Here is a 19,037-nt window from a genome sequence, read left to right as displayed (position 1 = left end):
ACGTTTAGCAATGACTGAGCAGGTACACACCGGACGTCAGCTCGACTGGCTCCTGGACGGTCTGGTGGACCGGATACCGGAGATCCGGTGCGCCATCGTGCTCTCCGGTGACGGTCTTCTGATCGGCAAGTCCAAGGACATGCTCCGCGACGACGCCGAGCACCTGTCCGCGGTGGCCTCAGGCGTGCACAGCCTCGCCCGCGGCGCCGCGCGTCACTTCCACAGCGGACGCGTGCAGCAGACGGTCATTCAGATGGACAAGGCCTTCCTCTTCGTCACGGCCGCGGGCAAGGGCGCTCGCTTGGCATCGCTCGCCTCGGAGGAAGTGGACGTGGGGATGATGGCGTACGAGATGGGCACGCTCGTCAAGCAGGTGGGCCAGTATCTGACGGCCGCGCCGCGCGTGGAGTCCGCGACCGGCGGCCCCGTTCAGGATGCCTGAGCCGCGGCGGCACGACGTCGAAGAGGCCGGACGCTACTTACGGCCGTACGCCATCACCGGCGGACGCACCCAGCACAGCCAGTACGCGTTCACGCTGATCACGCTGGTCGTGGCGCGGTCGGCGCACGGGTCGGCCTCGGGCCATCTGGAGCCGGAGGCGGCCCAGATCCTCGACCTGTGCCGGGACCGTGCGCTGGCGGTCGCAGAGATCGCCGCGCTGCTGGACCTGCCGGTGAGCGTGGTGAAGGTGCTGTGCGGGGATCTGCTCGACGCCTCGCTGATCCTGGTGCAGTCGCCGCCGGGTCAGGAGAGCCGACCGAGTGTGGAACTCATCGAAAGGGTGATGGATGGTATCCGTCAGCTCTGACCCGGTCATGCCGACCGCGCTGAAGATCCTCATCGCGGGCGGCTTCGGAGTGGGCAAGACCACCATGGTGGCCGCCGTGAGCGAGGTGCCCCCGCTGGAGACGGAGGAACGGATGACCGAGGCGAGCCTCGGCGTCGACGACCTGTCGGGGGTCGAGCGCAAGTCCTCGACGACGGTGGCGATGGACTTCGGCCGCATCACCATCGCGCCGGAACTGGTGCTGTACCTGTTCGGCACGCCCGGACAGGACCGGTTCTGGTTCATGTGGGACGACCTGGCCACCGGCGCGCTCGCCGCGGTGGTCCTCGCGGACACCCGGCGGCTGGAGGCGTCGTTCGCCTCGATCGACTTCTTCGAGGCGCGTGGCATCCCCTTCGCGGTCGGCGTCAACTGCTTCCACGGCCGGCGCGACTGCACCGCCGAGGAGGTGCGGGCCGCGCTGGACCTGGACGCGTCCACGCCGGTGGTGCTGTGCGACGTGCGCGACCGCGCCTCCGGCAAGCAGGTCCTCCTCAGCTCGCTGGAGGCGGCCCGTGCCCGGGCCACCGCGGAACGGGACATGACCTACGCCGTGTGACGATGGGGACGTTCCGCCCGGCGCGGTGATGTTCCCGCCGCGGGTCCGTCGCTCCTGACGGGCGTCGGCCGCTCGCGTCCCAGGACACCGACCGGCCGCGCCGGCCGTCGGATGATCAGGCCTCTCGGGCGGTGCCGTTTCCTCCTGGTGCCGACGGGTACGCGGCGAGGATGCTCCCCACTCCGGAGAACGGCCCGGAGGCCGCCACCGTCACCGTCCGGCCGTACGGCAATCCACTGCCCCTGGGGTTCTTCTCGTTCGGCATCGGCATGGTGTTGCTGGCCGGGATCAGCCTGGGCCTGCTCACCGGTGACGAGGTGCGCTCCGCGGGCATCCTGCTCGCGGTCTTCGTCTTCCCGCTGGAGTTCCTCGCCGCCGTCATGGCCTTTCTGACCCGGGACACCGCCGCCGCGGCGGCGCTCGGGCTGTTCGCCACGTCGTGGGCCGGGCTGGGGGTGCTGCACGTCGTGGCGTCCGGGCAGCGGGCCAGCACCGCGCTCGGCATGTACCTGTGCGCCTTCGCGCTCATGCTGCTGCCGCTGGCGGTGACCGGCTTCCTGGGCAAGGGGCTGCTCGGCGTGGTCCTGAGCGTCTCCACGCTGCGGGCCGCGCTGGCGGCCGCCTATCAGCTCGGCGCGCCGCACGCACTCGAACTCGCCGACGCCGCTGCCGCGTTGCTGCTGGCGGCACTGGCGCTGTACGCCGGTACCGCCTTCCTGGTCGAGGACCTGCGGCAGCGTACGGTCCTGCCGGTGCTGCGCCGCGGAGACGCCCGGCGGGCGGTCGAGGAGGATCCGGACGGCCGGCGGACCGGCCGGGCGCGGGAGCCGGGCGTCCGCAAGCAGTTGTGAGGGCGTCCGGCACCCCGTGGCCGGCGCGTCAGGACTGGGCGACGGCGAGGGTGAGCAGTGCCGCCGCGGTGAGGACGGCCACGGCGGCGATCAGAAAGGCCACGCAGCGCGCCCGCAACCGTGCGTACCGCTCCTCGTACTCGCCGCGCAGGCTCCGGCAGCGCTCCGCGACACGTTGGAGGTCCGCACGGGCCCGGAGCAGGCAGTCGCGGACGTAGTGCTGCTCGATCTCCTCCCGCTGGGCGGTGGTCAGCCACTCCAGCGGCTCGGTGAAGGCGCGGGCCCGCTCCTCGGCCTCGGCGACGCGGGCCTGCCACAGCAGGTAGCCCTCGACCTGGTTGACGACGTGGGCGGGTGAGACGGGTTCGTCGTCCGTGTGTCTGTGTGCGTCCGTCATGTCGGCAGGCCCAGGTTCTCGCGCTTGTCCGTGAGCGAGACCTCGGGGTGGTTCATGTCGAAGGCCGGGGACTCGCTGCGGATCACGGGCATGGTGACGAAGTTGTGGCGCGGCGGCGGGCACGAGGTCGCCCACTCCAGGGAACGGCCGTAGCCCCAGGGGTCGTCGATGTCGATCTTCTTGCCGTACTTGGCCGTCCTCCACACGTTGTAGAAGAACGGCAGGAGCGACAGGCCGAGCACGAAGGAGCCGATGGTGGAGACCGTGTTGAGCGCGGTGAAGCCGTCGGCGGCCAGGTAGTCGGCGTACCGGCGCGGCATGCCCTCCGCGCCCAGCCAGTGCTGCACCAGGAACGTGGTGTGGAAGCCGACGAACAGCATCCAGAAGTTCATCTTGCCCAGGCGTTCGTCGAGCATCTTGCCGGTCCACTTGGGCCACCAGAAGTAGAAGCCGGCGAACATCGCGAAGACGACCGTGCCGAACACCACGTAGTGGAAGTGCGCCACCACGAAGTACGAGTCCGACACCTCGAAGTCCAGGGGCGGCGAGGCCAGCAGGACGCCGGTCAGACCGCCGAAGAGGAAGGTCACCAGGAAGCCGAGCGACCACAGCATCGGTGTCTCGAAGGACAGCGAACCCTTCCACATGGTGCCGATCCAGTTGAAGAACTTCACCCCGGTCGGAACCGCGATCAGGAAGCTCATGAAGGAGAAGAACGGCAGCAGCACACCGCCGGTGACGAACATGTGGTGCGCCCACACGGTCACCGACAGGCCGGCGATCGAGATGGTCGCGCCGACCAGGCCCATGTAGCCGAAGATCGGCTTGCGGGAGAAGACAGGGATGATCTCCGTGACGATCCCGAAGAACGGCAGTGCGATGATGTACACCTCAGGATGGCCGAAGAACCAGAAGAGGTGCTGCCACAGCAGCGCACCGCCGTTGGTCGGGTCGAAGACGTGTGCGCCGAACTTGCGGTCCGCCTCCAGTACGAGCAACGCACCCGCCAGCACGGGGAAGGCGAGCAGCACCAGGATGCTGGTGAGCATCACGTTCCACACGAAGATCGGCATCCGGAACATCGTCAGGCCCGGCGCGCGCATGCAGACGATCGTGGTGACGAAGTTGACCGAGCCCAGGATGGTGCCGAAGCCCGACAGGGCCAGACCCATGATCCACAGATCGGGGCCGACGCCCGGCGAGTGCTCCAGGTCGTTCAGCGGGGAGTAGGCGAACCACCCGAAGTCGGCGGCGCCGTCCGGAGTGAGGAAGCCGCCCACCGCGATCAGCGAACCGAGCAGGTACAGCCAGTAGGCCAGCATGTTCAGCCGCGGGAAGGCGACGTCCGGGGCGCCGATCTGCAGCGGCATGATCCAGTTCGTGAAGCCCGCGAACAGCGGCGTCGCGAACATCAGCAGCATGATCGTGCCGTGCATCGTGAAGAACTGGTTGTACTGCTCGTTCGACATGATCTGCAGGCCCGGCCGGGCGAGTTCGGCCCGGATCAGCAGCGCCAGGATGCCGCCGAACACGAAGAACAGGAAGGAGGTGATCAGATACAACGAGCCGATCGTCTTGTGATCGGTCGTCGTCACCCATTTCACCACCACGGATCCGGCCCGCAGGCGGCGACGGGGACCGGCGGTTTCCGGCGTGATGTGCTGAACGTCTGTCATGCGGCCCGTGACACGCTTTCTCGCGAAGACATGGATCGTTGAGTTCCGCGGTGATGTCCGCAGGGCTCGGCACCATCCTCGTGGCTCGGGCACGCACGGCACGGTCCGCCGTCCCCGGGATGGCCCAACATCGGGCCGATTGCACCCGGACGGCCTACACCGATCGAGGGTCAGAGGGACCGGGCCGGCCGCTCGGGCCCGACCGCGTACGGCGGGAGCTGCGCCGGGCTCACCCGCTCCCCCAGCACCTCGGCCATGAACCGCACCAGCCACCGCTGTGAGGGACTGCGGGAGGACTCGTGCCGGGCGTAGAGGGCGATCTCGATCGGCTCGGTCTCGAAGGGCAGCCGGACCAGCCGCAGCCGGTGGGACGCGGTGAAGACCTCTCCGACGTACTCGGGGACGAGGGCGATCAGGTCGGTCTGTTCCAGCAGGTAGGGCAGCATCGAGAAGCGGGTGGCGTCGACCACCACGCGATCCAGCAGGTCGTGCGTGGCCAGCACGGCCCGCGGCACCACGTGCCCGCTGGGGCCGAAGACGGTGGCGTGGTGCTCGGCGGCGAGCTCCTCCAGGGTGACCGCCTCGCCCCGGATGCGAGGGTGATCGGCGGCCACCATGCCGACGTAGCGCTCGTGGAAGAGCGGAATCCGCACGGTCCGGTGGGAGGTCAGCACCGGGGTGGCCACGAACGCGTCGAGGTCGCCGCGGCGCAACTGCTGCTCGGCGTCGTCCACGTCGAGCGGCCGGACGATGAAGGACACCCGGGGCGCGCGCTCGCGGGCCGCCGCCAGGAGGCGGGGCAGCAGGGTGGCCTCGCCGAGATCGGAGAGGGCGAGCGTGAACCGGCCCGGCATGGTGGCGGGGTCGAAGGCGTCCGCCTGGCGGATGGTGCCGTCGATCTCTGCCAGGGCTCGGCGCAGCGGCTCGTACAGCCGGCGGGCGCCGGCGGTGGGCGTCAGGCCGCGTCCCGTGCGCCGGAACAGCTCGTCGTCGAAGTGCCGGCGCAGCTTGCCCAGGCTGTAGCTGACGGTGGGCTGGGTGACGTGGAGGGTCTCCGCGGTGGCCGTGACACTGCCCGTCTCGTACAGCAGCACGAACACCCGCGCCAGATTGAGATCGAAACTCCGCATGGTCCCCATATCGAGGCACTCTATATCGGCGCTCCGGAACATTTATTGGTGCCCATGTCGGGGCCTTGCCTAGCGTGCGTCGCATCACTCGAAAGGAACGTCCGTGCCCTCCGTACGTCATGTCTCCCACGAGCTCCTGCGACGCCAGGGGCTCACCACCGTCTTCGGCAATCCCGGTTCCAACGAGCTGCCGTTCCTGGCCGGTCTGCCGGACGGCTTCCGCTATGTCCTGGGTCTGCACGAGGGGGCGGTCGTCGGCATGGCCGACGGCTACGCCCAGGCGACCGGGCGGCCCGTGCTGGTCAACCTGCACGCGGCCGCCGGCTCCGGGAACGCGATGGGTGCGCTGACCAATGCGGTGGCATCGCGGACCCCGCTGGTGATCGTGGCCGGGCAGCAGGTGCGTCCCGCCGTCGGCCCGGAGGCCAACCTGGCCAACGTGGACGCCCCGGCGCTGATGAAGCCGCTGGTCGGCTGGGCGGCGGAGCCGGCGTGCGCCGAGGACGTGCCGCGCGCGCTCGCGCAGGCGGTGTTCGAGGCGGAGCTGCGGCGGCGGCCGACCTATCTGTCCGTGCCCTACGACGACTGGGCGGCCGAGGTCGACGACAACTGCCTGGCCGTGCTGGACCGGCGGGTCGAGCAGGCCCGTGTACCGGACGGGGAGCAGTCCCGCCGCCTGGTCGAGCGGGTGGCCGCGGCCGAGCGGCCCGCGCTGGTCCTCGGCGGCGACATCGACTCCGCCGGCCTGTTCGACGACGCCGTGCGGCTGGCCGAGCTCCTGGGCGGCCCGGTCTGGGCGGCGCCCTCGCTGTTCCGGCTTCCCTTCCCCAACCGGCATCCGCTGTTCCGCGGGGTGCTGCCCGCCGGGATCGCGCCGGTGTGCCAGGCGCTGGAAGGGCACGACCTGGTGCTGGTGCTGGGCGCTCCGGTGTTCCGGTACCACGAGTACCAGCCGGGCCGGTATCTGCCGGAGGGCACCCGGCTGATCCAGGTGACCGAGGACGCCTCCGCCGCCGCGCGGGCGCCGATGGGCGAGGCGCTGGTCGCCGACCCGGGCGCGGTGATGGACCTGCTGATCCGGCGGCTCGGCGCGCCGGCCGCACCCGCGGGCGGGTACCGGCCCGTACCCGAGCCGCCGACCGCCGAGCGCCCGCTCCTGCACCCCGAGGAGGTCTTCGCGGCGCTGCGCGACCGGCTGCCCGAGGACACCGCGTACGTGGTCGAGTCGACCTCGACGAACTCCTCCTGGTGGCGCCAGATGGATCTGCGCCGGCCCGGCTCGTACTACTTCCCGGCGGCCGGCGGACTGGGATTCGGGCTGCCGGGCGCGGTCGGGGTCGCGCTGGCACAGCCGGACCGGCCGGTCGTGGGCGTGATCGGCGACGGCTCGGCCAACTACGGCATCACCGCGCTGTGGACGGCCGCCCAGCACCGCGTTCCGCTGACGATCGTGCTGCTGCGCAACGGGACGTACGGCGCGCTGCGCTGGTTCGGCGGACTGCTCGGTGTGCCGGACGCCCCGGGGCTGGACATCCCGGGGCTGGACTTCATCCGGATCGCGGAGGGCTACGGGGTCCGCGCGACGCAGGTGGGCGACGTCGAGGAACTGCGGGCCGTCCTCGCCGAAGCCCCCGACGGGCCACGGCTCCTCCAGGTGGACACGGCCCTCACCACCCCTTCCTGAACACCACCCGCCCGCCCGGGCCGCACCGGGCGGACCGACGAACCGCTTCGACGAAAGGGACACCGATGCCACTCCTGGACAGCGACGTCTGGGCAAGCAAGTTCTTCAGCGACGGCTGGCTGAAGTCCGCCACCGAGCAGCCGGTCGTCGAGCCGGCGACCGGCGACCGGCTCGCCACGGTGGGCCTGGCGACGGCCGAGGACGTCGGCCGGGCCGCCGCGCGGGCGGCCGAGGCCCAGCGCACGTGGGCGGCGACCGCCCCGCAGCGGCGGGCGGCGGTGCTGCGCCGGGCGGGCGAGCTGTTCGCCGAGCACGCCGCCGAGGTGGAGGACTGGCTGGTGCGCGAGGCCGGTTCGGTGCGGGCCAAGGCGGGCTTCGAGGTGGAACTCGCCGTGGGCGAGTGCTTCGAGTGCGCGGGTCTGCCGACGCATCCGCAGGGCGAGGTGCTGACCTCGGAGGAGGCCCGCTGGTCCCTCGCCCGGCGCCGCCCGGCCGGTGTCGTGAGCGTCATCGCTCCCTTCAACTTCCCGCTGATCCTCGGTCTGCGCTCGGTGGCTCCCGCGCTCGCCCTGGGCAACGCGGTCCTGCTCAAGCCGGATCCGCGCACCGCGGTCAGCGGTGGCGTGGTCATCGCGCGGATCTTCGAGGAGGCCGGGCTGCCGGCCGGGGTGCTGCACCTGCTGCCGGGCGACGGCGCGGTCGGCCAGGCGGTCGTCGAGGCCCCAGAGGTGCGCGTGGTCTCCTTCACCGGGTCCACGGCGGTGGGCCGGGCGATCGGAGAGCGGGCGGGCCGGCTGCTCAAGCGGGCTCATCTGGAGCTGGGCGGCAACAACGCGCTGGTGGTGCTGGAGGGCGCCGATGTGCACAGGGCGGCGTCGGCCGGAGCGTTCGGCTCGTATCTGCACCAGGGACAGATCTGCATGACGACCGGCCGTCACATCGTCCACGAGTCGCTGCTGGCGGAGTACACCGCCGCGCTGGCCGCGAAGGCGAAGGCACTGCCGGTGGGCGACCCGGCCCGCGAGGACGTGGCCCTCGGCCCGCTCATCGACCGGCGTCAGCTGGAGCGGGTGCACGGCATCGTCACCGAGTCCGTCGCGGCGGGTGCGACCCTCGCGGCCGGCGGCGAGATCGTCGGCGCCGGCTATCGGGCCACCGTCCTGAGCGGTGTCACGCCCGACATGCCGGCCTGGCGCGAGGAGATCTTCGGCCCGGTGGCGCCGGTGATCGGCTTCTCCACCCCGGAGGAGGCCGCGGAGATCGTCAACGACTGCGAGTACGGACTGTCGGTCGGCATCCTCGGCGACGTCGGCACCGCGATGAAGCTCGCCGACCGGATCGACTCCGGCAAGATCCACATCAACGAGCAGACCGTCAGCGACGAGCCCAACGCGCCCTTCGGCGGGGTCAAAGCCTCCGGCACCGGCTCCCGGTTCGGCGGCGCGGCCGCGAACCTCGAGGCCTTCACCGAGACCCAGTGGGTCACGGTCCGCCCGGACATCGCCGACTACCCGTTCTGACGCTCCCGGCCCCACCCCGATCCATCCTGCTCCACCCCGATCCACCCCGATCCCGTCCGCCCGCACCCGTCCCCTGGGGGGTATGTCCCGATGACATCCATCGCCTCGTCCCGCACACCGGCGCAGCCAGGCACCACCGGGCGCAATGCCTGGACCGTCGTACTGTGCTGGATCACCGTCATGCTCGAGGGATACGACCTCGTCGTCCTCGGCGCGATCATCCCGGTCCTGCTCCGCACCCACCACCTCGGCATGACCGCCGGCGACGCCACCACGATCGCTACGCTGTCGCTGGTCGGCGTGGCCATCGGCGCGGTCTGTGTCGGGCCGCTGGCCGACCGGCTGGGGCGGCGACTGCTGCTCATCGGGTCGGTCGTGCTGTTCTCCGTGTTCACCCTGCTGGTGCCGCTCGCCGGCTCGGTGACGATGTTCGCCCTGCTGCGTCTGATCGCCGGCGTCGGCCTCGGCGCCTGCATGCCGGTCTCGCTCACGATGATGGCCGAGCACATGCCGGCCGCGCGCCGGGCCCGGGCCAGCACGCTGACCATGACCGGCTACCACACCGGCGCCGTGATCACCTCGCTGCTCGCGCTCCAGGTGACGGACGACTGGCAGATACTGTTCTACGTCCTCGGCGTCGCCGGTCTCGTCATCGCCGCCGTCCAGTGGTTCCGGCTGCCGGAGTCGGAGGCGTTCGTCCGGGCCAAGGAGGCCGAGGGCGCGCAGCGCGTGCCGTTCACGGAGCTGCTGAAGCCGGCGTACCTGCGCGCGGGCATCGGGGTCTGGGTGGCCTCCTTCATGGGGCTGCTGCTCGTCTACGGCCTCAACACCTGGCTGCCGAAGCTGATGAACGACGCCGGCTACCCCGTCCCCACGGCCGTCACCCAGCTGCTGGTGCTCAACGTCGGCGGTGTCGTCGGGCTGGTCGTGGGCGGCCTCGTCGCCGACCGGCGGGGCATCAAGGGCACCACGCTCGTCTGGTTCGCGGTCTCGGTGCTGATGCTGGCCTGCCTGAGCGTCAAGATGGACAGCGACCTGCTGCTCGACACCGTCGTCTTCTTCACCGGCGTGTTCGTCTTCTCCGCACAGGTGCTCGTCTACGCCTACGTGACCGCGTACTACCCGGCCGCCGTCCGCAGTACCGCCCTGGGCTCGGCCTCCGGGATCGGCCGGATCGGCTCGATCGTCGGCCCGTCGATCACCGGCGCCCTGGTCACCGCCGGCATCGGCCACCCGTGGGGCTTCTACTTCTTCGCCACCGTCGCGGTCCTCGGCTTCGCCGCCGTACTGACCCTGCCCCGGGCGACACGGACGCCCCACGTGACGTCCGCCGAGTGACACCTCGCGGGGCAGTCCCGGGGCGCCTTGCGCGCCCCGGGACTGCCCCGTTCCGCCGGGCCGGCCCGCGGACCCGGCCGACGGTCACCCGCAACCACCGAGCCTTCGCGCAGTTGCTTCCCTGTACCCCCCATGCAACGGCGGCTTCCCGTGCGTATGACCGACCTCCAGCGCTGCGAGGTCCGGCCCGGGCTCCTGGTCGAATTCAGTCTCGATCCGGCGGCCGTCCAGTCCGCGACGGGCCTCCCGGACGACTCCCGGCCACCGGCGTACATCCAGGAGTCGCACATCAGGACGGCCAGGTCCGTGCGGGAGGACGGCCTGTTCGTGCCGACCTGGCTGGGCACGGCCTTCGACATCCCGGGAAGAGTCGACCTGGACGTGCTCCAGGAGGCGCTGCGCGGCTGGATGCTCCGCCACGAGACGCTGCGCAGCGGCTTCCGCTGGGCCGGCGACGACATGCGCCGCTTCACGCTGGACGCCGCCGACGTGACCCTGCGCCGCGAGACGATCGGCGAGGTCGTGCCGTTCCACACCAGGAGGAACTCCCGGTGGCTGGACTCCGTGGGCTGGTACGTCGGCGGCGCCCCCGTCGTCGAGATCCACACGGCACAGGCGCCCGATTTCGACAGCCTGCTGCGGATGGTGAGCGCCCGGCTGCGCGCCAGCAGGTCGCTGGCCCGGATGCCGCTCGCCCACGTGCTGCGGCTGCTCGGCTCGGATTTCCGTCCGACCTGTACTCGACCGTGTCGTTCGTCGACGCCCGGGGCGTCCCGGGCTCGGAGCGCTGGACGGAGCTGAAGGCCTTCGGCCTGCTCCGGGTGTCCCACGGCGACCAGGTGTGCGCGTGGGTCACCCGGCTCCACGAGGGGCTCCAGTTCGCGAGCCGCTACCCGGACACCGATGTCGCGCACAAGAACCTGCGGCTGTACGCCGAGCGGCTGCGGGAGGCGATCGTGTCGGTGGCCCGCTCTCAGCAGCTCCGCGGGTCGTCCGGCAGTGCCAGTTCCGCCCAGATCACCTTGCCCTGAGGAATGTAGCGGGTGCCCCAGCGCTCGGTCATCTGCGAGACCAGGAACAGGCCCCGGCCGCCCTCCTCGGTGGTCGCGGCGTACCGCAGGTGCGGGGAGGTGCTGCTGCCGTCGAAGACCTCGCAGATGAGGGTGCGGTCGTGGATGAGCCGCACATGGATGGGCTCGGAGCCGTACCGGAGTGCGTTGGTGACGAGTTCGCTCAGGACGAGTTCCATGCTGAAGGCGAGCTCGCCGAGACCCCACTCGTCGAGTGTCGCGCTGGCCGCGTCGCGGATCCGGGCGACGGCGGCCGGGTCGGCCGGTACGTCCCAGTCGGCGATCCGGTCGGACGGCAGTGCCCGGGTGCGGGCGACCAGCAGGGCGACGTCGTCCTTGGGCCGCGGGGGCAGCAGGGCCTCCAGCACCGCCTGACAGCTCTCCTCCGGCGGCCGGTCCGGGTGACCGGCGAGAGCCACGCGCAGCATTTCCATGCCCTCGTCCAGGTCGCGGCTGCGGTCCTCGACCAGGCCGTCGGTGTACAGCACCAGCTGGGTCCCCTCCTCCAGTTCCATCTCGGCCGTGCGGAACGGCATGCCGCCGAGGCCGAGCGGCGGGCCGAAGGGCAGGTCGGGGAAGGTGGCGCTGCCGTCCGGGTGGACCAGCACGGGCGCCAGGTGCCCCGCGCGCGCCATGGCGCAGCGGCGGGTCACGGGATCGTAGATCGCGTAGAGGCAGGTGGCGCCGACGACGCCCGCGGCCGCCTCCGGACAGGCCTCGTCCTGGTCGATCCGGCCCACGAGGTCGTCCAGGTGACTGAGGAGTTCGTCGGGGGGCAGGTCGAGGGCGGAGAAGTTGTGCACCGCGGTGCGCAGCCGGCCCATGGTGGCGGCCGCGTGCAGTCCGTGGCCGACGACGTCTCCGACGACCAGCGCGACCCGGCCGCCGGGCAGGGGGATCACGTCGAACCAGTCGCCGCTGACGCCCGACTGGGCGGGCAGGTAGCGGTAGCCGGCCTCGATGGCGCTCTGCTCGGGCAGGGCCCGCGGCAGCAGGCTGCGCTGGAGGGTGACCGCCATGGCGTGCTCGCGGGCGTAGCGACGGGCGTTGTCCATGCTGACGGCGGCGCGGGCCACCAACTCCTCGGCCAGGGACAGCTCCTCCGCCTCGAAGGGGCCGTGCTCCTTGGTGCGCCAGAAGTTGACCACGCCGAGCACGACACCCCGGGCCAGGATGGGGGCCGTGATGAGCGAGTGGATGCCGTAGTCCACGATCTGTGCGGCGCGCCGGGGGTCCTGGAGATACCAGCCTTCGGCCGTCAGCAGGTCGGTCACCAGCTCCGAGCGGCCGGTGCCGAAGCCACGGCCCTGGGGGGTGGAGGGCAGGAAGTCGATCAGCCGGCCCTTCTCGTAGAGCGGGTGGTCGTCGCGGACGCCGTGCACGGTGATCCGCCGAACGCCCGCCGCGGTGGGGCCCGGCTCCTCGCCGTGCAGTACGCCGTCGGCGAGGTCGACGGTGACGAAGTCGGCGAAGCGAGGGACGGCGACCTGGGCGAGTTCATCGGCGGTGCGCGTCACGTCGAGGCTGGTGCCGATGCTCAGACCGGCGTCGTACAGCAGTTTGAGCCGCTCGCGGGCGACCTCGGCCCGGCCGGACAGGGCCTGGAGTTCGGTGGAGTCGCGCAGAGTGACGACCGTGCCCTTGGGGCCTCCGTCACGGTCCGTGGGCCGCTGGTTGACGGCGAGCAGCAGGCCGCCGGCCAGGTGGACCTCGTCGGTGGCCTCGCGGCCGGAGGCGAGCAGCGCCACCGTCTCGGGTTCGAGGCCGGGCAGCTGTGTCACGTACCGGTTCTCCGCGTCCGGGGGCAGGTCCAGCAGGCGCCGGGCCTCGTCGTTCGCGAGCAGCAGCCGTCCGTCGTCGTCGACGATGAGCACTCCTTCGCGCACGGAGTGCAGCACCGCGTCGTGGTGGTCGTACATGCGCCTCATCTCGTCCGGAGCGAGGCTGTGGGTCTGGCGGCGCAGCCGCCTGCCCACGAGCGCCGTCACCGTGGTGGCCACGCCGAGCGCGACCGCTCCGGCGGTGAGGATGAGCGGGATCTGCCGGTTCACCTGGCTGGTGACGTTCTTGACCTTCAGCCCGGCGGAGACCAGGGCCACCACGTGGCCGTCGGCGTCGTCGACGGGCACGGTGGCCTGCATCTCCTCGCCGAGCGGTCCGTGGACGCTCTCCGTGTAGACCTTGCCGGCCAGGGACGGACCGATCGTGCCGACGAAGCGCTTGCCGATGCGATCGGGCATGGGGTGGGTGTAACGGATGCCGTGGGTGTTCATGACCACGATGAAGTCGACGCCGGCGGACCTGCGCCCCGCCTCGGTCAGGGGCTGGAGCACGGCCGACGGGTCGGGGGCCTTCAGTGCGGTCAGGACGCCCGGGGAGTGCGCGAAGGTCTGTGCGACGGCTATGGAGCGGCGCTTGGCCTCGTCGCTGGTGTCCCGCTCCGACTGCATGACGAGAGCGAAGACGGCGAAGGCCACCAGCAGCACCACGAGGGCCACCTGCAGGAGGAACATCTGTCCGGCAACGCTTCGCGGACTCTTTCCCACCAGCGACCGCCACGATATCCGTCGAAGACGGGCAAAACGGTCTGCCATCTGGCCTTTCTAGCATCGACTTGCCCAAGTCGTCACGACTTGACCCGATAATCCTACGTGATGGATGTCACCGGGACGTCGGGAAGCAGGTCGCGTGGATCACGGATCGGCCGGTCAGGACATGGTCACCGAGGTCGCGGCGGGCCGGTTCGGAGGAGAGAGAGTCAGGCCGGTTCAGAGGACGGAGCGGGCGGTTCGAAGGACAGAGCGGGCCGGTTCGGAAAACGGTGCGGACCGGTTCAGGAAGCGGGGCCGCCGCGGAGCAGGGCGTCCAGCCGGTCGAGGATCCATGTCCAGCTGTCCTGCGGGTCGGGCGTGCTGTGGCTGAAGCCTCCGGCCAGCTCCAGACTGACGTAGCCGTGGAAGACGGCGCCCAGCAGGCGGACCGCGTGCGTCTGGTCCGGTTCCGGCAGGTCGTAGCCGCGCAGGATGGCCCGCATCATCTGAGCGTGACGCACCCCCGCGCTCGCGGCTGCCGTCTCGGGGTCGAGGCGGAGCCGGGCGGCGGTGTAGCGGCCGGGGTGTTCGCGCGCGTAGTCGCGGTGGACGTCCGCGAACGCGGCCAGGGCGTCCCGGCCGGCCCGCCCGGCCAGGGCGTCGGCGGCCCGGTCGGCGAGCTCCTCCAGCGCCAGCAGGGCGATCCTGGTCCTGAGGTCCTGCGAGTTCCTCAGGTGCGAGTACAGGCTGGCGACCTTGACGTCGAACCGTCTGGCCAGCGCCGACACGGTCACCTGGTCGAAACCGACCTCGTCGGCCAGATCGGCTCCTGCCCGGACCAGTCGTTCGGTGGTGAGTCCAGCGCGCGCCACGGCTGCCATCCCTTCGTTTTACTGAAGGGATTATGCGCTTTCCTAAAATTCTTAGGCAACCTCCTCGGTCGGGGCTCGCCGCATGTCGTCAGCGGCCGGCCAGGGCCCGGGCGACCCGTGTGGCCGCGTACTCCACACCGGCCACGAAGCGCATCATCGGGCCGAACATCGGGGCGGCCAGCGATCCGGTGAAGTGCAGACCCGGCACCGACGACTCGAAGGCGGCGGACAGCCGGGGCGCCCGCGAGCCGGGCACGTGCTCCAGCGCGCCGCGCACCGCCGGTGACAGGAAGGGGACCGCGTCCAGGTCGAGGCGGTATCCGGTGGCGGCCAGCACGTGGTCGACGGCGAGTGTCTCCGCCGCCCGGCCCGGCCCGGCGAGGTCCAGCCGGACGCCGGTCCCGGCCGCCTCGGCCCGGGTGACCCGGCACGCCGTACGCACCGGTACGACCCCTTCGACCCGGTCTCGCAGCCACCATCCGCCCGAGGGCCGCAGCGCACGCCGGAACAGCAGCAACCGGGCGGCGGCGGGCAGGTGCCGCACCCCGCCCGGGGCCCGGCAGACCGCGGCCAGGATCCAGCCGGTGCCCAGCGGCGAGGCGGGCCGGGCCAACCGCGTCGCCCACGGCCGGGCCCGCGTGGGAGTCGTCCCCCACAGCAGGCTCCGCTCCCGCACGAGGACCTGCGCCCGGGCGCCCGCCTCTGTCAGCAGCGCCGCGCTCTCCAGCGCGGACTGGCCGCCGCCGATCACGGCGACGCGCCGGCCCGCGTAGCGGGACAGGTCGGTGTGGTGGCTCGTGTGCGACACCAGCGCTTGGGCACCCGGCCCCTCGGGCGCGAGACGGCTCAGCTCCCGCGGGATGTGGGCCAGCCCGTTCAGCCCCGTGGCCACGACGACGGTGCGGGCCGCGAGCTCCTCCCCGTCGTCCAGACGTACGGTGAGTCCCGAGCCGTCGGCCGGGCGGTCCACGGCCACCACCCGCGCAGCCTCCACCTCACCGACGTACCGCTTCTGGAACCACTGTCCGTAGCGGACGAACACATCGCACGGGATCGGTGTCAGCTCGGTCAGCTCCGGCTCGCCGTGCATCCTCCGGAAGTCCGCCAGCCGCCCGCCGGGCTCCGGCGCGGACAGGTCGACGGCGTCCGGGGTCGACTTCAGGAACATCCCGGTCGCCATGGCGTGCCGCCAGCTGCCCATGACCTCGCCGAAGACCCGCACCGGCACACCGCGCGCCCGCAGATGGGCGGCGACGGACAGGCCGTACGGGCCGGCGCCGATCACGACGGCCGATGACTCCTGACGCCCGGGGGACGCCTCCTTTCGAGCAGGGCGTTGCCTCGGAAACGACTGCGTCATGCATCCCCCCGACCGGTCCCCTCGCCGCCTTCCCCAAGGCCGGCGCCACTTCGGGACGGCACGACGGCGCGGCGCCGCCGCGCACCTCCCCCCTCCGCCGCTCAGTGTTACCCATCGGCCGCCGCCGGGATGCCACATGCCGTCACGTTGCCAAAAGATGGTCGAAGCGTTGTCCGAAGCCCGACGTACGGACAGGGCGAAGGCCTGCCCTGGCGGGGCAGGCCTTCGGGCGCGGACCGTCAGTGGTCCGTGCCGGCGGGAGAGCTGACGGCCGGTGGTGCGGTCATCAGCTTCCCGAACAGGGCCATGCACGTGGAACAGTGACCAGCCCGCTGTGCGCTCGCTCCGTCGACGCGTTGACCGAGCCGACGGCCGCACAACGTCTTGGCCGCATTCTTGGCCATGACATGCCACACCATTGCGCCGCCGGGTTTGTCGACTCCTGCACACATCTCATACATGATCGGCTCCCTTGATGGACGCCTCTCTGCCTCCAGGAGACACCCGATCAGCCCCACCCACGCTGCCACGGCCGACCATTCGGGTGATGCGGCCCGGCGGGGGCCGGGACGAAGCGCCGCGGCGCGATGGGAAGATGGGGTCCATGCGCAGAAGCGGTGCGGTGCGTACGGCGGCCCTGATGGCCCTGTGCGGTGCGATGACGATGTCCCTGACGTCCTGCGGCGGTTCCGGACACGGGGACCCGAAGAACGCGGCCGCCGACGGACGGCGGACGGACGACGCATCGCCGTCGCCCACCTCCTTCCGGCGCGTACCCGGCATCGGCGAGCGGCTGTGGCAGCGCGTCCCCGCGGGCTCCCGCCAGGTCGTCGCGGTCTACGGAGCCGGACCCGACTCGCCCGACTCGACCGTCGAACTCTTCGTCAAGGACGGTTCCACCTGGAAGCGCGAGCGGTCCTGGGCGGCGCACAACGGCACGAAGGGCTGGACGACGGACCACCACGAGGGCGACAAGCGCAGCCCCGTCGGGGTCTTCACGCTGAGCGACGCGGGCGGCGTCCTGAAGGATCCCGGGGCCAGGCTGCCGTACACCAGGTCCGCCGCGTTCCAGGCACCCCATTACTGGAACAAGGCCTACTGGCACGACTTCGACTACGTCATCGCCATCGACTACAACCGGGTCAAGGGCACCTCGCCCAACGATCCCACCCGGCCCGAAGGGCAGAGCAAGGGCGGCAGCATCTGGCTTCACATGGACCACGGCAGCGGCACCTCGGCGTGTGTGAGCCTGCCCAAGCCGGCGATGCGGTACCTGCTGCGCACCCTCGACCCGCGACTCCACCCGGTCGTGGTGATGGGCGACCGACAGGACCTCAAGGCCTGACGGCGGCCGTGTCGCCGCCCGGGCCGTCGAACAGGGCGACGCGGGCGATGACGCGTTTGCCCACGGGCTCCCGCCGGGCTTCGAACCCCTGCACGACCGCCAGCACGATCTCCAGGCCGTGCTGCCCCACCCGGCCCGGATCGGCGGCTCGGGCCACCGGCAGCACCGGATCCCTGTCCCACACCGCGACCTCCACGGTGTCACCGGTGACCAGCAGGTTCATCAGAATGGGACCGGCGGCGTACTTGCGTGCGTTGGTGACCAGTTCGCTGACCACCAGTTGGGTCAGGTCCATGGCCCGGTCGGAGACCGGCAGGCCGTGCTCGGCCCGCACCCGGGTCAGAAACCCGGCCGCGAGACGACGCGCCTCGGCGATGCACGTGGCGTCCCCGCAGAGGGCCGCGGCCGCCCTCGGCGCGCCGGCGTCCGAGGCCCTGCCCTCACCTCCGAGGAGTACCGAATCCATGTCCACCGCCTTCACTCTTCACCGGGCTGCGTGTACCCCTCTTCCGGCCGGACACGCCCAGGCAATTCCTGTCATCTCCGTCACACCCGCCCCGGTGGTGACGTCCGGGGCCGTCCATCGGGCCGACCGGCCGCCACCCGTCCGTCAACCGGACGGCCCGGCGACAACCTGGCGAATACATCTACCGTCTGTGCTGCCGGGTGCGGCGGAGGCCGGGCGGGCCGGCCCGAACGCGTCGAGGGGAGACGGCCGATGACGCAGCAGTCAGCGCAGCGGGAACCGGGACCGGGGGCCGTCGTCGCGCTCCGAGAGGTGAGCGTACGCCGTTACACCACCGACCAGGTGATCCTCGACGCCGTCGACTGGACGGTCCGGCCCGGTGAGCACTGGGCACTGCTGGGCGCCAACGGCGCCGGCAAGACCACGCTGCTGCGGCTGCTCGGCGCCCTGATGCACCCCACCAGCGGCAGCGTCGAGGTGCTGGGCTGCCGGCTCGGCCGGGTCGACGTACGGGAACTGCGCGCCCGCATCGGGCATGTGACCTCCGCCCAGCGCGTGCCTCAGGACCTCGACGCCCACACGGTCGTGCTGACCGGCCACACCGGCACCGTGCAGCCGCTGTGGCGGATGTACGACGATGCGGTACGGCGGCGGGCCCACGAGCTTCTGGCGGAGTTGGAGATCAAGGAACTGGCGGACCGGCCGTACGGGGTGTGCTCGGGCGGACAACGGGCGCGCGTTCTCATCGCCAGGGCCCTGATGGCGGATCCGGCCCTGCTGCTCCTGGACGAGCCGTTCAACGCCCTGGACCTGCCCTCCCGCGAGGATCTCGTCGAGGCCATGCACCGGCTGGCCGAGGGGCGTCCGCGGCTCGCCACCGTGACGGTCACCCACCACCTCGAGGAGTTGTCGCCCGCGGTCAGCCACGCACTGCTGCTGCGCGAGGGCCGGATCCTGGCCCGGGGGCCGGTGGAGGAGACGTTGACCGGCGACCGGCTGACGGCCTGCTTCGCCCGCCCCATCGCCGTCAACCGGCACGAGGGCCGCTGGTGGGCATACTCCGGACGACAGCGGCCGTAACGGACGGTTACCGCCGGTTCGTCGAACCCCGGGGACGGATGCGCTTTCCACTACCGGCAGTAACGTGATCAACTCTGTCATCAGGCGCTCCCTCCAACCGAGTTGAGGGCTCACCATGCCGTCCGACACCCCCGTGCGAGGAAACCCCATGCCGTCCCAGGACGATGCCCTGCAGCAAGCGCATGCCGACTACGAGCAGCACATGCAGAACTGTCGCCAGTGCCGCGCCGACACCGTGCCGTGCGCGGTGGCCAAGCACCTGCTGCGCCTGTACAACAACGCCCGGCGGAGCGCCGCCCGGGCCCACTGACCGGGCGGCGCCGCCCCCGGC

17 protein-coding genes and 1 pseudogene are annotated in these 19,037 nt (G+C 71.5%); 11 read left to right on the top strand and 7 right to left on the bottom strand.

The window, feature by feature from the left end:
- Positions 1 to 10: 10 nt before the first annotated feature.
- The 4 genes from ACWDUZ_RS24055 (at position 11) to ACWDUZ_RS24040 (ending at position 2,237) form a co-directional block, all read left to right on the top strand.
- Entirely contained in the window at positions 11 to 442 is a 432-nt protein-coding gene (locus ACWDUZ_RS24055; protein WP_451633850.1) for a roadblock/LC7 domain-containing protein, read from the top strand.
- On the top strand, positions 435 to 809 hold the full coding sequence (locus ACWDUZ_RS24050; RefSeq protein ID WP_451633849.1) for a DUF742 domain-containing protein: 375 nt from the start codon (positions 435 to 437) through the stop codon (positions 807 to 809). Before ACWDUZ_RS24055 ends, ACWDUZ_RS24050 begins: the two co-directional genes overlap by 8 nt.
- Complete coding sequence (locus ACWDUZ_RS24045; RefSeq protein ID WP_451633848.1) at positions 790 to 1,386, top strand: GTP-binding protein; 597 nt, start codon at positions 790 to 792, stop codon at positions 1,384 to 1,386. The genes ACWDUZ_RS24050 and ACWDUZ_RS24045 overlap by 20 nt, the downstream gene beginning before the upstream one ends.
- A gap of 170 nt (positions 1,387 to 1,556) precedes the next feature.
- Positions 1,557 to 2,237 carry a GPR1/FUN34/YaaH family transporter gene (locus ACWDUZ_RS24040; RefSeq protein WP_451633847.1) on the top strand — a complete coding sequence of 227 codons (681 nt, stop codon included), beginning with the start codon at positions 1,557 to 1,559 and terminating at the stop codon, positions 2,235 to 2,237.
- 28 nt (positions 2,238 to 2,265) lie between these two features.
- Here ACWDUZ_RS24040 and ACWDUZ_RS24035 read toward each other — a convergent pair whose 3' ends face one another.
- The 3 genes from ACWDUZ_RS24035 to ACWDUZ_RS24025 all read right to left on the bottom strand — a co-directional run bounded on the left by ACWDUZ_RS24035 (position 2,266) and on the right by ACWDUZ_RS24025 (position 5,440).
- A complete protein-coding gene (locus ACWDUZ_RS24035) occupies positions 2,266 to 2,634 on the bottom strand; it encodes a cytochrome C oxidase subunit I (RefSeq protein ID WP_451633846.1) in 369 nt (122 codons plus the stop codon).
- Positions 2,631 to 4,310 carry an aa3-type cytochrome oxidase subunit I gene (ctaD, locus tag ACWDUZ_RS24030; protein WP_451633845.1) on the bottom strand — a complete coding sequence of 560 codons (1,680 nt, stop codon included), beginning with the start codon at positions 4,308 to 4,310 and terminating at the stop codon, positions 2,631 to 2,633. Before ctaD ends, ACWDUZ_RS24035 begins: the two co-directional genes overlap by 4 nt.
- Positions 4,311 to 4,480: 170 nt before the next feature.
- A complete protein-coding gene (locus ACWDUZ_RS24025) occupies positions 4,481 to 5,440 on the bottom strand; it encodes a LysR family transcriptional regulator (RefSeq protein ID WP_451633864.1) in 960 nt (319 codons plus the stop codon).
- Positions 5,441 to 5,543: 103 nt separating this feature from the next.
- On the opposite strand from ACWDUZ_RS24025, the gene mdlC reads away from it, so the two are divergent.
- The 4 genes and pseudogenes from mdlC to ACWDUZ_RS24005 all read left to right on the top strand — a co-directional run bounded on the left by mdlC (position 5,544) and on the right by ACWDUZ_RS24005 (position 11,013).
- Positions 5,544 to 7,124: a benzoylformate decarboxylase gene (gene mdlC / locus ACWDUZ_RS24020; protein WP_451633844.1), complete on the top strand. Its 1,581-nt coding sequence runs from the start codon at positions 5,544 to 5,546 to the stop codon at positions 7,122 to 7,124.
- Between the two features lie 65 nt (positions 7,125 to 7,189).
- The gene (locus tag ACWDUZ_RS24015; RefSeq protein ID WP_451633843.1) at positions 7,190 to 8,644 is read left to right on the top strand and encodes a benzaldehyde dehydrogenase; all 1,455 of its coding nucleotides are present in this window, start codon (positions 7,190 to 7,192) and stop codon (positions 8,642 to 8,644) included.
- 90 nt (positions 8,645 to 8,734) lie between these two features.
- Positions 8,735 to 9,982 (top strand): MFS transporter, encoded by a 1,248-nt coding sequence (locus ACWDUZ_RS24010; RefSeq protein ID WP_451633842.1) that lies wholly within the window; start codon positions 8,735 to 8,737, stop codon positions 9,980 to 9,982.
- Between the two features lie 156 nt (positions 9,983 to 10,138).
- A pseudogene (locus ACWDUZ_RS24005) lies at positions 10,139 to 11,013 on the top strand (hypothetical protein).
- On the opposite strand, the gene ACWDUZ_RS24000 reads toward ACWDUZ_RS24005, so the two are convergent.
- The 3 genes from ACWDUZ_RS24000 to ACWDUZ_RS23990 all read right to left on the bottom strand — a co-directional run bounded on the left by ACWDUZ_RS24000 (position 10,956) and on the right by ACWDUZ_RS23990 (position 15,740).
- Positions 10,956 to 13,565 carry a SpoIIE family protein phosphatase gene (locus tag ACWDUZ_RS24000; protein WP_451633841.1) on the bottom strand — a complete coding sequence of 870 codons (2,610 nt, stop codon included), beginning with the start codon at positions 13,563 to 13,565 and terminating at the stop codon, positions 10,956 to 10,958. The pseudogene ACWDUZ_RS24005 and the gene ACWDUZ_RS24000 overlap by 58 nt on opposite strands.
- A 320-nt stretch (positions 13,566 to 13,885) precedes the next feature.
- Positions 13,886 to 14,455, bottom strand: a complete 570-nt coding sequence (locus ACWDUZ_RS23995; protein WP_451633863.1) for a TetR/AcrR family transcriptional regulator — start codon at positions 14,453 to 14,455, stop codon at positions 13,886 to 13,888.
- An 88-nt stretch (positions 14,456 to 14,543) separates the two neighbouring features.
- Positions 14,544 to 15,740, bottom strand: a complete 1,197-nt coding sequence (locus ACWDUZ_RS23990; protein WP_451633840.1) for an FAD-dependent oxidoreductase — start codon at positions 15,738 to 15,740, stop codon at positions 14,544 to 14,546.
- 679 nt (positions 15,741 to 16,419) lie between these two features.
- Here ACWDUZ_RS23990 and ACWDUZ_RS23985 point away from each other — a divergent pair.
- Positions 16,420 to 17,160, top strand: coding sequence for a hypothetical protein (locus tag ACWDUZ_RS23985; protein WP_451633839.1), 741 nt, complete (start codon positions 16,420 to 16,422; stop codon positions 17,158 to 17,160).
- Here the strand turns inward: ACWDUZ_RS23985 and ACWDUZ_RS23980 are convergent.
- A complete protein-coding gene (locus ACWDUZ_RS23980; RefSeq protein ID WP_451633838.1) occupies positions 17,150 to 17,626 on the bottom strand; it encodes an ATP-binding protein in 477 nt (158 codons plus the stop codon). The two genes, ACWDUZ_RS23985 and ACWDUZ_RS23980, sit on opposite strands and share 11 nt — an antisense overlap.
- 252 nt (positions 17,627 to 17,878) lie before the next feature.
- Here ACWDUZ_RS23980 and ACWDUZ_RS23975 point away from each other — a divergent pair, with 252 nt between their 5' ends.
- On the top strand, positions 17,879 to 18,706 hold the full coding sequence (locus tag ACWDUZ_RS23975; RefSeq protein WP_451633837.1) for an ABC transporter ATP-binding protein: 828 nt from the start codon (positions 17,879 to 17,881) through the stop codon (positions 18,704 to 18,706).
- 148 nt (positions 18,707 to 18,854) lie between these two features.
- The gene (locus tag ACWDUZ_RS23970) at positions 18,855 to 19,016 is read left to right on the top strand and encodes a hypothetical protein (RefSeq protein WP_451633836.1); all 162 of its coding nucleotides are present in this window, start codon (positions 18,855 to 18,857) and stop codon (positions 19,014 to 19,016) included.
- The last annotated feature ends 21 nt before the right edge of the window (positions 19,017 to 19,037 follow it).

Source organism: Streptomyces sp. NPDC003393, from assembly GCF_053589015.1.
This window is presented reverse-complemented; position numbering and strand designations above follow the sequence as displayed.